At 73.2% G+C, this 14317-nt stretch carries 14 protein-coding genes; 11 read left to right on the top strand and 3 right to left on the bottom strand.

Going from position 1 to position 14317, the window contains the following annotated elements:
* Positions 1-573: a TetR/AcrR family transcriptional regulator gene (locus FKN01_RS15715; protein ID WP_143620792.1), complete on the bottom strand. Its 573-nt coding sequence runs from the start codon at positions 571-573 to the stop codon at positions 1-3.
* Positions 574-683: 110 nt separating this feature from the next.
* Between FKN01_RS15715 and FKN01_RS15710 the strand changes: the two genes are divergently transcribed.
* Both FKN01_RS15710 and FKN01_RS15705 read left to right on the top strand, forming a co-directional pair.
* Entirely contained in the window at positions 684-1550 is an 867-nt protein-coding gene (locus FKN01_RS15710; protein ID WP_143620790.1) for an SCO6745 family protein, read from the top strand.
* Between the two features lie 150 nt (positions 1551-1700).
* Positions 1701-2456 (top strand): HNH endonuclease family protein, encoded by a 756-nt coding sequence (locus tag FKN01_RS15705; protein WP_143620788.1) that lies wholly within the window; start codon positions 1701-1703, stop codon positions 2454-2456.
* 76 nt (positions 2457-2532) lie between these two features.
* On the opposite strand, the gene FKN01_RS15700 is transcribed toward FKN01_RS15705, so the two are convergent.
* On the bottom strand, positions 2533-3306 hold the full coding sequence (locus tag FKN01_RS15700) for an SDR family oxidoreductase (protein WP_143620786.1): 774 nt from the start codon (positions 3304-3306) through the stop codon (positions 2533-2535).
* 78 nt (positions 3307-3384) lie between these two features.
* On the opposite strand from FKN01_RS15700, the gene FKN01_RS15695 reads away from it, so the two are divergent.
* The gene (locus FKN01_RS15695) at positions 3385-4011 is read left to right on the top strand and encodes a TetR/AcrR family transcriptional regulator (protein WP_143620853.1); all 627 of its coding nucleotides are present in this window, start codon (positions 3385-3387) and stop codon (positions 4009-4011) included.
* Between the two features lie 66 nt (positions 4012-4077).
* Here the strand turns inward: FKN01_RS15695 and FKN01_RS15690 are convergent, their stop codons facing one another.
* Positions 4078-4956, bottom strand: coding sequence for a DUF4190 domain-containing protein (locus FKN01_RS15690; protein WP_143620784.1), 879 nt, complete (start codon positions 4954-4956; stop codon positions 4078-4080).
* Between the two features lie 256 nt (positions 4957-5212).
* Between FKN01_RS15690 and FKN01_RS15685 the strand changes: the two genes are divergently transcribed.
* The 8 genes from FKN01_RS15685 to FKN01_RS15650 all read left to right on the top strand — a co-directional run bounded on the left by FKN01_RS15685 (position 5213) and on the right by FKN01_RS15650 (position 14277).
* Positions 5213-7342 (top strand): N-6 DNA methylase, encoded by a 2130-nt coding sequence (locus FKN01_RS15685; protein ID WP_143620782.1) that lies wholly within the window; start codon positions 5213-5215, stop codon positions 7340-7342.
* A gap of 122 nt (positions 7343-7464) precedes the next feature.
* Positions 7465-8121: a hypothetical protein gene (locus FKN01_RS15680; protein ID WP_143620781.1), complete on the top strand. Its 657-nt coding sequence runs from the start codon at positions 7465-7467 to the stop codon at positions 8119-8121.
* On the top strand, positions 8118-9650 hold the full coding sequence (locus FKN01_RS15675; RefSeq protein ID WP_143620779.1) for a serine/threonine-protein kinase: 1533 nt from the start codon (positions 8118-8120) through the stop codon (positions 9648-9650). The genes FKN01_RS15680 and FKN01_RS15675 overlap by 4 nt, the downstream gene beginning before the upstream one ends.
* A 104-nt stretch (positions 9651-9754) precedes the next feature.
* Entirely contained in the window at positions 9755-10723 is a 969-nt protein-coding gene (locus tag FKN01_RS15670) for a glycosyltransferase family 2 protein (protein ID WP_143620777.1), read from the top strand.
* Positions 10720-11121, top strand: coding sequence for a GtrA family protein (locus tag FKN01_RS15665; RefSeq protein ID WP_143620776.1), 402 nt, complete (start codon positions 10720-10722; stop codon positions 11119-11121). The genes FKN01_RS15670 and FKN01_RS15665 overlap by 4 nt, the downstream gene beginning before the upstream one ends.
* 135 nt (positions 11122-11256) lie before the next feature.
* A complete protein-coding gene (locus FKN01_RS15660) occupies positions 11257-11913 on the top strand; it encodes a SurA N-terminal domain-containing protein (RefSeq protein WP_143620774.1) in 657 nt (218 codons plus the stop codon).
* 33 nt (positions 11914-11946) lie between these two features.
* Positions 11947-12909 carry a nucleoside triphosphate pyrophosphohydrolase gene (locus FKN01_RS15655; RefSeq protein WP_143620772.1) on the top strand — a complete coding sequence of 321 codons (963 nt, stop codon included), beginning with the start codon at positions 11947-11949 and terminating at the stop codon, positions 12907-12909.
* 9 nt (positions 12910-12918) lie between these two features.
* Complete coding sequence (locus FKN01_RS15650; protein WP_398932480.1) at positions 12919-14277, top strand: cytochrome P450; 1359 nt, start codon at positions 12919-12921, stop codon at positions 14275-14277.
* Positions 14278-14317: the final 40 nt, after the last annotated feature.

The following is a 14317-nucleotide window of genomic DNA, read 5'->3' as shown; positions in this document are numbered from 1 at the left end:
TCACTGGCCGGATGCGTCCCCGGGGCTGAACACCAGTCGGCCCACGCGGCGGAAGACCTCCTCCGGGTCGCGGTCGCCCACCGCGTCCGTCAGGTTGCCGCTGAGGAGCAGTGTGGCGAAGCCGTGGGCGAGGGACCAGGCGGCGATGCCCGTGAGGCGGGGGTCGTCGGCGGGGCTCAGGGTGGCGACGCCCGCACGTAGTTCCGCCGTGGCCCGGGCCTTCGCCGCCAGGAGGTCCGGGTCGTCCGTGCGGTACAGGTCCGGCTGGAACATCACCTGGAAGTGCGCCGGGTGCGTCGCTGCGAACCGTACGTACGCCACGCCTCGTTCGCGGAGATCCGGGGCGGCGGCGAGGGCGTCCGCGAACAGGCCGTAGCCCTCGGCGGCGATCGCGGTGAGCAGGCCCGTGCGGTCCTTGAAGTGGTGGGCGGGGGCGGCGTGGGAGACGCCGGCCCGGCGGGCCAGGTCGCGGAGGCTGAGCGCGGCGGGGCCCTCGGTGCGGATGACGTCGAGGGCGGCGGTGAGGACGGCCCGTCGCAGGTCGCCGTGGTGGTAGGCGCGGTCGCTGGTCATGGACAGCAGGTTACGCCGGATCTAGTCGTTGACAAGTTCGCGGATCGCGCGCACTCTGGGGATCTAGGCAGTGGCTAGATGGTGGCCGGTGTGTGGCGGAAGGTGTGGACATGTCCGATGAGCTGGGTCGCGTACGGCAGCTGTGGCATCTGCTGGAGCCCGTGCACGCCGTTCTCTATTACGCACCGGAGGCGTACGAGGAGGCCGCCGCCCTCGGGTACGCGGTCGATGAGCGGTGGCCGAGCTACTTCGCCTGGCGGGCGGCGCCCCGGGGCGCGGCGGGGGCGGACCGGGTCGGGAAGACGTTCTACAGCTTCAGCCCGCGCATGGTGGGCGCGTACGTCCCCGCCGTCTGGACGGTCGCCTCGCCGGACGCGGTGCTCGCGGCGCGCGGCCGGGCCGTCGACCGTGCGTACCGGTCGCTCCTGGGGGACAGGACCGCCGCACCGGACACGGCCGAGGCCGCCGCGCTGCTCCGGCGCGTGGTGGAGGCGGCCGACACGGCGGACCGGCCGCTGGCCGCCGCGAACGCCGCGCTGCCCGTCCCGGACGAACCGCACCTCGCGGTCTGGCACGCGGCGACCGTCCTGCGCGAACACCGGGGCGACGGCCACCTCGCGGCGCTGGCGGACGCGGAGCTGGACCCGGTCGAGGCGCTGGTCTCCTTCGCGGCGATCGGGGCGGCCCCGGCCGAGGTGTTCGCGAGCCGGGGGTGGGACGCGGGTGAGTGGCGGGCGGCGCGCGAACGACTGGAGAAGCGGGGCCTGGTGGCCGCCGACGGCACGGCGACCGAGGCGGGCCGGGCGCTGCGGGCGGAGGTCGAGCGGCGCACGGACGAGGCGGCGGCGGGGCCGTGGCGGGTGCTCGCGGCACAGGAGCGGGAACGGCTCGCCGAACTGCTGGGGCCGCTGTGGGTGGCGGCGATCGGCTCGGGGCTGCTGCCGTCCGAGAACACGTTGGGGATCGGGAAGGTGTGAGGGGTGAGGTGTGGTCCGGCCCGCACGCGGGAAGACCGCGCAGCCATGAAATCCTCCTCGCGGGGAAGGCATTCGTAGTATTCCCTGGTTGGTTCGGCTTTCTCACCGTCAGGACGGCTACGAGTGATATCTCCCCGCGTGTGTCGAGCGATGGTGCCCGCCCTGGCCGCCACGGCCGTGCTGGTGCTGGGCGGCTGCGATCCCGATCAGCTGCCCTCGGACACCGGTGCCTCCGGCGGCGGCGCGGACGGCGGCGGTCAGTCCGTCTCGGGTTTCGGCGCCAGCCCGCTGGTGAATGGCGACGGTACGAAGCCCGGCCTCGCCCCCCTCACGTCGGAGCAGGACCGGGCGGCGGCGCGGAAGATCATCGAGAAGGTCGCCACCAAGGGGCGCGGCCCCAAGACCGGTTACGAACGGGACGAGTTCGGGTACGCGTGGAAGGACTCGGTCGATGATGTGCCCCTGTCCCACAACGGCTGCGACACCCGCAACGACCTGCTCGCCCGGGACGGCAAGGACGTCCGGCTGCGTTCCGGTTCGAAGTGCGTGGTCGTGTCCATGACGCTCAAGGACCCGTACACCGGCAAGACCATCGAGTGGCGCAAGCAGCAGGCGACCAAGGTCCAGATCGACCACGTCATGCCGCTGTCGTACGACTGGCAGATGGGCGCCGCCCACTGGAATGACGCCAAGCGGCAGCAGATCGCCAACGATCCGCTCAACCTCATCCCCGTGGACGGTCCGGCCAACAACGCCAAGCGCGACGCGGGCCCCGCGACCTGGCTGCCGCCGTACAAGCCGATCCGCTGCGCGTACGTGCTCCGCTTCGCCCAGGTCTCGCTGAAGTACGACCTGCCGGTGACGAGCGCGGACAAGGACATGATGCTGAAGCAGTGCGGCGGCTGACACACCGTCAGGGCGGGCCCCGTGAAGTGGCTCGTGAAGGGGGCCGTGGAGGGCCCCGTGAAGGGGCCCGCTCCGCTCAGAGCCCCGAGCCGCCCGTCGCGTCGATCACCGTCCCCGTCACCCAGCGCGAGTCGTCCGAGGCGAGGAACGCCACGACGTCCGCGACGTCGCGCGGCTGTCCGACCCGGCCCAGGGCGGCCACTGAGGCGGCGCCCCGCTCCGCCTCGGCGTCGCCGCGCAGCCAGTCCGCGTTGATGTCGGTGTCGATGATGCCGGGGGCCACCGAGTTGACCGTGATGCCGCGCGGGCCCAGCTCCTTGGCGAGGTTCAGCGTGAAGTTGTCCAGGGCGCCCTTCGTCGCGCTGTAGGCGATGATGCTCGGCATCGCGATCCGGGCCGCGCCGCTGGATATGTTGATGACCCGGCCGCCGTCGCGCAGCCGGCCGAGCCCGTGGCGGACGATGAAGAACGGCGCCCGCACGTTGACGGCGAAGACCGCGTCGAACGCCTCCTCGGTGAGCGAGGACAGCTCGGAGTAGAGCCCGGCGCCCGCGTTGTTCACGATGATGTCGACCCCGCCGCCCGGAGCGTACGTGGTGATCCGCTCGTCGAACGCCTCCCACAGCGCCGCGGCGTCGCCGTGGGCGCCCAGCTCGGCGCGGAGGGCGAACGCCGTGCCGCCGTTCTTCCGGATGACCTCGACGACCTCGTCGGCCGCCGCCGCGTCCCGGGCGTAGCCGACGGCGACGACGGCCCCGTCCCGCCCCAGCCGTTCCGCGATGCCCCGGCCGATGCCCCGGCTGCCGCCGGTGACCAGTGCGACCTTGCCCTCAAGTGCGCGTGCAGACATGGCTGTTACCTCTCAGCAATTTGTTGAGTGATCGCTACAGAAAGAACGTAGCACGACTTCTTGAGTGGGCGCTCTAGAATGTGGGGCATGGGTGAGACAGGTGCGGCGCGCGGGCGCCCGCGCTCCTTCGACCGGGACGCCGCGCTCGCGGCGGCCGTCCGGCTGTTCTGGGAGCGGGGCTACGGGGCGACCTCGATCGGTGAGCTGACGGAGGCGATGGGCATCCGGCCCGCGAGCCTCTACGCCGCGTTCGGCGACAAGCGGTCCCTCTTCGAGGAGGCGGTCGCCGCGTACGGGAGGACGCCGGGCGGGAGCTTCATGCGCGACGCCCTGGAGCAGGAGCCCACCGCCTACCGCGCGTTCGCGCGCATCCTGCGGGAGGCCGCCCGGATCTACGCCGACCGCTCGCACCCGGCGGGCTGCATGGTGATCACGGCGGCCACGAACGTCGCCCCGCAGGACGCCGAGGTGGGCGCCCGGCTGCGGGAAGTGCGCAACGGCAACATCGAGGCGTGGGAGGCGCGGCTGCGGGACGCGCAGCGCACCGGCGAACTTCCGGAGCGGGTGGACCCCCGGGTCCTCGCCGGGTACTTCGCCACGGTCGTCCAGGGCATGTCGCAGCGCTCCTGCGACGGGGCGGGCCCGGACGAGCTGGCCGAGATCGCCGAACTCGCGCTGGCCGCCTGGCCGGGGGAGCGCCCCTGAGGGGGCCCCGACGCGCAGAACCCGCCCTGGGGGCGGGTTCCATGGGGTGCGGGCGCGCCGCGCGGGTCAGAGCTTCAGGTCCCACTGCGTCGAGTCGTACGAGAAGTCGGGGTTGACCTCGACGGTCAGGTTCTTCACGTCGGCCGGCGCGTCGAAGGCGTAGAGCACCGTGACCTTCTTGCCGGGCAGGATCGTGCCGCTGAAGCCCTCGCCGACCTTGTCGTCGAAGATCTGCTCCGCTTCCACCCCGTCCTCGCCGGCCCGGGCCTCGACGGTCACGAGCGCGGAGTCGAACTTCTCCTTGCCCGCGTTCTCGATGATGACGGGGACGCGGTACGCCTTGTTGCCCTTGGTGTGTCCGATCGCGTATTCGCCGGGGGTGTACGTGGTGGCGTCGCCCACGGTGACCGTGAGGTCGTCGTCGTACACCGCCGCGTCACCGGCCTCCAGCGCCTCGCCGGTGGGCTTCTCCTCCTTGCCGGCCTTGTCGTCGCCGGCCTTCTCCTTCTCCTCGCCCTTGCCGGCGTCCCCGCCCGCCTTCGGCTTCGCGGACGCCTTCGTGTCGGACACCGCCGTGCTCAGGTCGTCCACCGCGTCGTCCACCGCCTTGAAGGTGATCACCGCGCCGACCACCGACATCACCAGCGCGATCAGCGCGAGGACCGTGCCGAACGTGGCCATGCCCTTGTTCGTGGCCTCGCCCCTCTTGGCGCGGCCCCGGCCCACCAGCCCCAGGACCAGCGCGATCGTGCCGAGGATGCCCGCCAGCCAGAAGAGGATCGGGATGAGGCCGGACACCGCGCCGATGAGCCCGAGGATCAGGGCGGTGACGCCCAGCCCGTTGCGCGCGGGGCGCAGGCCGGGCGCGTGGGCGGGCCCGTACGGCGGCTGCGGCTGGGAGTACGGGGGCTGCGGGGACTGCGGCGGCTGCGTGAACTGGGACATGGGTCTGCCCTTCGGCAAGTACGGAAGTGAGCGGTGAGCGGTTCCACCGGGCGCCGCTCGTTCAGCGACGGGTCAATCACAGCATCATCTGTGAACCGAGTCAACAGCATTCACGCGCAACGGGTTCGTGCACGCCGTGAATCGATGGCGGGTGCACCGCTGTGTACGGGTCGGTATGCTCGCCCCCGACCAGCGCACAACGTTGTGCGCCGGGTTGCGGCCGACCCGCCAGCGGTACAGCACAGGGAGACAGCAAGTGCCGGAGAACGCGACAGAGGTGACCGCCGCGGGAATCGCCCGCCTGGCGGGCGTGGGACGCGCCGCCGTCAGCAACTGGCGCCGCCGGCACGCCGACTTCCCCCAGCCCGTGGGCGGCACCGAGACCAGCCCGTCCTTCGCCCTGTCCGAGGTCGAGCGGTGGCTGCGCGACCAGGGCAAGCTGGTCGAGGTCCCCCTCCGCGAACGCGTCTGGCAGCAGCTGGCCGGCCACCCGGCGGGCCCCGTCACCGCGCTCATCCACACCGGCTGCGCCCTGCTCCTGGTCAACCGCAGCCCCGCCGCCTGGCGGGAGATCACCGGCGTGTCCGACGAACGGATGGCCGGTGTGCTCTCCCTCGCGCTGGCCGAGACCCTCGCCGACCGCTTCGGGCCCGCCGGGAACGGCCGCGCCGTCCGCGCCCCGGACCGCGCCGAGCTGCTGCCGTCCGTGCCGCTGCTGCGCGGCGCCGCCGAGCTGGCCGCCGGGACAACCGCCGGGGAGACGTACGAATTTCTGCTCGGCCGTCAGCTCGACGCCAACCCGCGCCAGTACACGCTGACCCCGCCCGGTCTCGCCGAGCTGATGGCGGAGCTGGCCGGCACCGGCGGACCCGGCGTGCGCACGGTCCTCGACCCGGCGGCGGGCACCGGCGCCCTGCTGACCGCGGCCCTGGGCCCGGCGGGCGCTTCGGGAGGCCCCGCCGCCACGAGCCGCCCCACCGCCCTCCACGGCCAGGAGAGCGACCCCGGCCTCGCCGCCGTCACCGCGCTCCGCCTCGCCCTGCGCACCGGGGGTACCCCCCGCACCGCCCCCGCCGGCCGCACGGTCGACGTGCGCACCGGGGACACCCTGCGCACCGATGCCTTCCCGCACCTGGCCGCCGACGCGGTGCTCTGCCACCCGCCGTTCAACGAGCGCAACTGGGGCCACGACGAACTCGCCTACGACCCCCGCTGGGAGTACGGCTTCCCCGCCCGCACCGAGTCCGAACTCGCCTGGGTGCAGCACGCGCTGGCCCGGCTGCGCGACGGCGGCACCGCCGTCCTGCTGATGCCGCCCGCCGCCGCCTCCCGCCGCTCCGGCCGCCGCATCCGCGCCGACCTCCTGCGCCGGGGCGCCCTGCGCGCCGTCATCGCGCTCCCGGCCGGCGCCGCACCCCCGTACGGCATCCCGCTCCACCTGTGGGTGCTGCGCAGGCCCGGCACCGAACCGCGGCCCAACCCCGAACTGCTCCTGGTCGACACCGCCGAGCCCGCCGAGCAGACCACCGGCGGCGGCCGGGACCGCCTCGACCTGACCGCCCTGCGCCACGCGGTGCTCGACGCCTGGCACGCGTACGAGGGACAGCGCCCGCAGCCCACGGCACCGCACTCCGCCGCCGCCCGCACCGTCCCCGTCATCGAACTCCTCGACGACGACGTCGACCTCGCCCCCGCCCGCCACCTCCCGTCCCCCGCCGCCACCGGCGGACCCGCCGAGCTGGCCGGCGTACGCGAGCGGCTGACCAGGACCCTGGGCCTCGCCACGACCCTGACCCCGGCGCCCCCCGCCGCCACCGCACCCGCGCACCGCCCGCTCACCACCCTCGGCGAACTCGCCCGGGCCGGCGCCCTCCAGCTCCGCCACGGCGGCGCGGGCACCGGGACCGGCCCCGTCCTCACCGAGCACGACGTGCTGGGCGGCACCCCGCCCTCCGGCGCCCCGGCCGCCGGCGGCGGCCCCGAGGAGCCGGTCCTCGTCGCGGCCGGCGATGTGGTCGTGCCCGTGCTCGGCGGTGTCACCGTCGTCCGGGTCGTGGACGAGGCCACCGCGGGCGCCGCGCTCGGCCGCAACCTCCAGCTGCTGCGCCCCGACCCGGCCGTGCTCGACCCCTGGTTCCTCGCCGGCTTCCTGCGCGGCACCACCAACAACCGGCAGGCCAGCAGCCACGCCTCCACCGCGACCCGGCTCGACGCCCGGCGCCTCCAACTGCCGCGCCTGCCCCTGGCCGAGCAGCGGCGCTACGGCGAACGGTTCCGCGCGCTGGCCGCGTTCGAGGACGCCCTGCGTCTCGCCGGACGCCTCGGCGGACAGCTCGTCCAGGGCCTCTACGACGGTCTGACGGACGGCACGGTCACGCCGGAGTGAGCGGAACCACAACGGTTCCGTACAACCCCGGGCCCTCTGTCGGTGTCGCCCCTTACGCTCGGATCCGCACGCACGCCCGTGTGCGCGCGGACGTTCCACGACCAGGCAATCCAGGAGCAGCCATGTACGCCCCGGGTCTTCCGCCCACGGCGCCGCGCCGAGTCCCCGGCAGGGCCTGGATCGTCTCCATGCGCGTGCTGTTCCCCGTGGTCGCCGTCTGCTCCCTCGGGCTGCTCCTGTGGGCGCCGCTGCTCAGGCTGGCGTTCGTCCGCCGCCGGGCCCTCGACTGGTGGACCGCCGGCGCCGGCTTCGTGTTCGTCTGCGTGCTGCTGCCCGTCCTCGGCAGGGACGAGCCGAACGTGGAGGCGCACGGCATCGACTTCGTGCTCATACCGCTGCTGCTCCTGGTGCTGGCGGGCGCCTGTGTGCACTACCTCGTCGCCGACGTGCGTTTCTACGCCCGCCTGACGGGGAAGGCCGCCGGCCTCCCGCAGCCGGGGCCCGGATACGCGTACGCCACCACCGTGCCCACACCGCCGTACGGACAGCCGCGGCCCTACTCGCCGCACCCCGGGCAGCAGCATGCCGGGCAGCAGCACCCCGGCCAGCAGCGCCCCTACCCGCTTCCCCCCACGCGCTGCCCCCAACCGGAGGACGCCCGCCCCGCCCCGCAGCACCCCGCCCCGCCCCAGCACCCCGCTCCGCCCCAGCGCATCGACCAGGTCCGCGCCGAGCTGGACGAGCTGAGCGACTACCTCCGCAAGGAGGAGGGGCGGTGAGCGGTCGCCTCGTCGGCGGGCGGTACGAGCTGGCGACGATCCTCGGCCAGGGCGGCATGGGCCAGGTCTGGACGGCCTACGACCAGCGCCTCGACCGCCGGGTCGCGGTCAAGCTGCTGCGCCCCGACCGGGTCACCGGGCCCATCGACGGCGAGGCCGCCGACGAGCTGCGCCGCCGCTTCGTCCGCGAGTGCCGGGTCACCGCACAGGTGGACCACCCCGGCCTGGTCACCGTGCACGACGCCGGCAGCGACGGCGACGACCTGTTCCTCGTCATGCAGTACGTGGAGGGCGCCGACCTCGGCGACCACCTCGCCGAGCACGACCCCTACCCCTGGCCCTGGGCCGTCGCGGTGGCCGCGCAGCTGTGCGCCGTCCTCAGCGCCGTGCACGCCGTGCCCATCGTCCACCGCGACCTCAAGCCCCGTAACGTGATGGTCCGTCCGGACGGCACCGTCCTCGTCCTCGACCTCGGTGTCGCGTCCGTCCTCGACACCGACACCACCCGCCTCACGCACACCGGCTCGCCCATCGGCTCCCCGGCCTACATGGCCCCCGAGCAGGCCATGGGCGGCGCGGTCGGCCCGTACACCGACCTCTACGCCCTCGGTGTCCTCCTGCACGAACTGCTCAGCGGCGACGTGCCGTTCGCCGGGTCCACCGCCCTCGGCGTGCTGCACCGGCACCTGTACGAACCGCCGCTGCCGGTCCGCCGGATCCGGCCCGACACCCCCGAGGCACTGGAAACGCTCGTGCTGCGGCTGCTCGCCAAGGACCCGCAGCACCGCCCGGCCAGCGCCCAGGAGGTGTACGAACACCTCGCCCCCCTGCTGCCCGCGCGCGGCTCCCGGCCGCCCGCCGGACCGCTCGACCCCACCCGCCCCTTCCTGCGCCCGCACGCCCCCTGGCCCGACCGCGCCACGGCCCCGCCGCCGGCCGTGCCCGCCGCCCCGCCCGCCCGCACGGACGTCGCCGCCGCCGTGGACGAGGTCAAGCGGCTCCTCGGCGAGGGGCGCATCACCCAGGCCGTCGACATGCTCGGCGGGCTGCTCCCGGTCGCCGCCGAACAGCACGGGTCCGGCTCCCCGGTGGTCCGCATCCTGCGCAAGCAGTACGCCGCCACCCTCATGGACGACGGCCAGTACCGTCGCGCCCTGCCCGAACTGCGCCGGCTCGCCGACGACCGGGCCGCCGAGGCGGGCCCCGCCGACCCGCAGACCCTCGGCTACCGCTGCGACGTCGCCCAGTGCCTGGAACAGCTCGGCGAACCCGCCGCCGCGCTCGCGGAGTACCGCGCCGTGCTGCCGTACTACGAGAACCAGTACGCCACGGGCAACGACCCGGCACGCTCGTACGAGATCCGCCACCGCATCGGGCAGCTGCTGCTCGCCCTCGGCGACCACGCGAACGCGCGCGCCCAGCTCCAGTCCCTGCTGTACGACACCGAGCGCGCCTACGGGCCGCACCACCCGCTGCCCGTCGAGCTGCGCCGCCAGCTGGAGCGCCAGCTGGAGGTCAGGGGCGGTTGAGGAGGCCTGCTCCGGGGAAGGCGTCCGTGGCCGTTCACCCGATGGCCGCCCACCGGCCACACCGGGCTCCGGAGGGCGACACGTTGACCGGTTGATGTACATGGGTGCTGATCTCGCTGGTGGTGCCTTGTTTCAACGAGGAAGAGATCCTCGAACGCTTCCATGAACGCGTCACGGACGAAATGTCCCGCCTCGGGCACGCGTTCGAGGTCGTCTATATCGACGACGGAAGCGCCGACCGGACCCTGCCCCTCATCCAGGAGCTGGCCACCGCAGACGCGCGTGTCCGCTACGTCTCCTTCAGCCGCAACTTCGGCAAGGAGGCCGCCATGCTGGCCGGACTCCAGCATGCCGAGGGGGACGCCGTCGTCCTGATGGACGCCGACCTCCAGCACCCGCCGGAGCTGGTCGGCCGCATGCTCCAGGAGCACGCCCGGGGATACGACCAGGTCATCGCCCGCCGCACCCGCGCCGGCGACCGCGTCACCCGTACCCTCACCGCCCGCGCCTACTACTGGCTGATCAACCGTCTCGTGGACGTCGAACTGGTCGACGGCGTCGGAGACTTCCGGCTCCTGTCCCGCCGCGCCGCCGACGCCGTGCTCTCCCTCACCGAGTACAACCGCTTCTCCAAGGGCCTCTTCGCCTGGGTCGGCTTCCCCACCACGACGTTCAGTTACGAGAACGCCGTACGGGAACAGGGCCGCTCCGCCTGGACCTTCGGCAAGCTCCTCAACTACGGCCTGGACGGGCTGCTCTCCTTCAACAACAAGCCCCTGCGCGCCGCCGTCTACCTCGGCCTGCTCCTGACCTCCGTCGCCCTCGCCTACGCCGCCTGGATCGTCGGCGTCGCCCTCGTCCGGGGCGTCGACACCCCCGGCTACGTCACCCTGCTCGTCGTCGTCACCGCGCTCGCCGGCGTCCAGATGGTGCTCGTCGGGGTCGTCGGCGAATACGTCGGCCGCATCTACTACGAGGTGAAGCGCCGCCCGCACTTCCTGGTCAAGGCCACCAACGCCCCGACCCGGGAAACCGCCGCCGAGCCGGAGTCCCGGGAGTTCGTACGCCGATGACGGTCACCGCCCAAATAGCACGTTTCGCCCTCGTGGGTGCGGTGAACACCGGTACGTACTACTGCCTCTACCTGCTCCTGCTGCACCGGCTGCCGTACATCGCCGCCCATGTGCTCGCCTTCGTGCTCAGCATGATCGGGTCGTTCTTCCTGAACTCGTACTTCACGTACCGCACCCGGCCCACCTGGCGGAAGTTCCTGCTCTTCCCGCTCACCAACGCGGCGAACTTCGTCATCACCACCGGCGGCGTCTACCTCCTGGTCGACCTGGCCGGATTCAGCGACCGCTACGCCCCGCTGGTGGCCGCCGCGGCCGCCATCCCCATCACCTTCGTGGTCTCGCGCACGATCATGCTGCGGCCGGACGCACCCCCGAAGGCGGCCGGACGCGTCGGGTGAGCCGCCCGTCGCAGACCACATCCCCAACTCCTCCCGAATCGTTGGTCGAATCAGTGGCCCGGACCGGTTCCACTCCCTAACATCGATCACCGCAAGGCTTTGTGCTCCGCCGCACAATCTCCTCGGGAGGCTCCTTTGCACCGCCGCCGTCGCACCGCGCTCACCGTCTCCGCCGCGCTGCTCGCCGCAGCGCCGCTCCTCACCGCCTGCGGCAGCCAGGCCCACCCCGGCGCCGCGGCCGTCGTCGGCGGTGACCGCATCACGGTGTCCACCGTGCAGGCACAGGTGGCCGACGTGCGCGAGGCGCAGGGCGCGTCCCCGCAGTCCGCCCAGCTCACCGACCAGTCCGGCCAGCTCGCCCGCGCCAAGCTGCACGGGCTGATCCTGGACCGCGTCCTCGACCGGGCCGCGGCGGACGCGGGCGTCACGGTGAGCCGTGCGGAGATCCAGCAGATGCGCGAGTCGGCCGTCGCGCAGTACCACGGCGAGGAGGGGCTGCGGCAGGCCGTCCTCCAGGAGCGCTGGCTCGCCCCGGGCCAGATCGACGCCTTCCTGCGCGAGCAGATCCAGATCACGAAGCTCGGCCAGGCCCTCGGCGCCGACCCCTCCACACCCGAGGGCACGAAGGCCATCGGCGACGCGCTCACCAAGGCGTCCAAGGCGCTGAACGTCGACGTCAACCCCCGCTACGGCACCTGGAACAACCAGCAGATCCAGCTGACCGACTACAAGGCCCCCTGGATCTCCCAGGTCACCAAGCCCGCCCAGGCGGCGGCCGAGGCCGGGGCCTGAGAGCCGTCGCGCGCGGCCGGGTAGATTCGGTGCGTGAACGCTGAAGACCCCGGCCGCATCGTCCTGCTCACCGTCAGCCACCGGGTCGCGCCCGGACTGCTGTCCTGGCCCGCCTGGCAGGCGCTGCACGGCGCCGACGAGGTGCGCTGCGGCGAGCCGGGACAGCCGGGGCTGCCGTATCTGAGCGAGGCCGGCGTCACCGTCACCCCGGGCGTCCCCGAGGCGCAGGAGCTCGTGGACGCCTGCGCGGGCGGCCGGACCGTGGTCGTCCTCACCGGCGGCGCGGGCGACCAGCCGCTCACCGACGGCCTGGCCCGGCTGGCCGGGTCCGGACGGGTGCGGATGCCCGACCTGGAGCTGCTGCCCGGCTCGTACGACCTGCCGGGAGCCCGGCTCCTCGACCTCGTCCAGATCATGGACCGCATCCGCGTCGAGTGCCCGTGGACCTCGCGCAAGACCCACCGGGGCCTCGCCAAGTACGCGATCGAGGAGGCGTACGAGCTGGTCGAGGCGATCGAGGACGGCGACCGGGAGGAGCTGCGCGAGGAGCTGGGGGACGTGCTCCTCCAGGTGGTCTTCCACGCGCGCATCGCGGAGGAGGACGAGCAGGAGCCGTTCTCCGTGGACGACGTGGCCGGCACGCTCATCGAGAAGCTGATCCACCGGCACCCGCACGTCTTCGGCGACGAGACCGCCGAGGTCCCGGAGGACAGCCGGGCCCACTGGCTGCGTACCAAGGCGATCGAGAAGCAGCGTGCGTCGGTGACCGACGGCGTGCCGCTCGGCCAGCCCGCCCTGGCGCTCGCCGCGAAGCTCGCGAGCCGGGCCCGTACCGCCGGGCTCGACGTGCCGCTCCCCGAGGGCGACGGCATCGGCTACCGCCTCCTGGCCCTCGCCGTACGGGCCCAGGAGGAGGGCGTCGACCCGGAGGCCGCGCTGCGCGCCGCGGGCCGCGCGTACCGGGACGCGATCCGGACGGCGGAGGCCACCGGATAACGTCGGGGAGTGAACGACAGCCCCGCCGACAGCCCTGCCGACAGCCCCGCCGAAGCCGCGTCCGTACCCGCGGGCTGCCCCGCCCACACCTCGGCCGCCGCCCTGCCGCCCGCGCCCGAGCTCTTCACGTGGGAGTTCGCCACCGATCCGTACCCCGCGTACGCCTGGCTGCGCGAGCACAGCCCCGTGCACCGCACCACGCTCCCCAGCGGGGTCGAGGCGTGGCTCGTCACCCGGTACGCGGACGCCCGGCAGGCCCTCGCGGACTCCCGGCTGTCCAAGAACCCGGCGCACCACGCCGGGCCCGCGCACGCCAAGGGGAAGACCGGCATCCCGGGGGAGCGCAAGGCCGAGCTGATGACGCACCTGCTCAACATCGACCCGCCCGACCACACCCGCCTGCGCCGCCTGGTCTCCAAGGCGTTCACGCCCCGGCGCATCGCGCAGTTCGCGCCCCGGGTGCAGGAGCTGACGGACCGGCTCATCGACGGGTTCGCGGAGAAGGGGGAGGCCGACCTCATCCACGAGTTCGCCTTCCCGCTCCCCATCTACGCGATCTGCGACCTGCTCGGCGTGCCCCGCGAGGACCAGGACGACTTCCGGGACTGGGCGGGCATGATGATCCGCCACGGCGGCGGGCCGCGCGGCGGGGTCGCCCGGTCCGTGAAGAAGATGCGGGCCTATCTGCTCGAACTGATCCACCGCAAGCGCGAAGACCTGGGCGACGACCTGATCTCCGGGCTGATCCGGGCGAGCGACCACGGCGAGCACCTCACGGAGAACGAGGCGGCCGCCATGGCGTTCATCCTGCTCTTCGCCGGTTTCGAGACTACGGTGAACCTGATCGGCAACGGCGTCCACACCCTGCTGAACCAGCCCGCCGAGCGCGAGCGGCTGCAGCGCTCGCTGGCGGCGGGTGACACCGGGCTGCTGGCCTCCGGGATCGAGGAACTGCTGCGCTACGACGGCCCGGTGGAGCTCGCCACATGGCGGTTCGCCACCGAGGCGCTGACCATCGGCGGGCAGCGCGTCGAGGAGGGCGATCCGGTGCTCGTGGTGCTCGCGGCGGCCGACCGGGACCCCGAACGGTTCACCGGACCGGACACGCTGGACCTGTCGCGGAGCGACAACCAGCACCTCGGTTACGGCCACGGCATTCATTACTGTCTGGGAGCGCCGCTCGCCCGGCTGGAGGGACAGACCGCGCTGGCCACCCTGCTGACGCGCCTTCCCGATCTGCGACTCGCGGGAGATTCAGCCGATTTGCGGTGGCGTGGCGGGCTCATCATGCGCGGATTGCGCACCCTGCCGGTGCGGTTCGCACCGGGGGAGCGCACAGGCGAAAGTGACGCTCTGTCAACTCTGTGACTTTCACGTGATCTGCGCTGCATCGACTTGTGACTCACGT

The organism is Streptomyces sp. 130, from assembly GCF_007096885.1.
Classification (GTDB): Bacteria; Actinomycetota; Actinomycetes; order Streptomycetales; family Streptomycetaceae; genus Streptomyces.
This window is presented reverse-complemented; position numbering and strand designations above follow the sequence as displayed.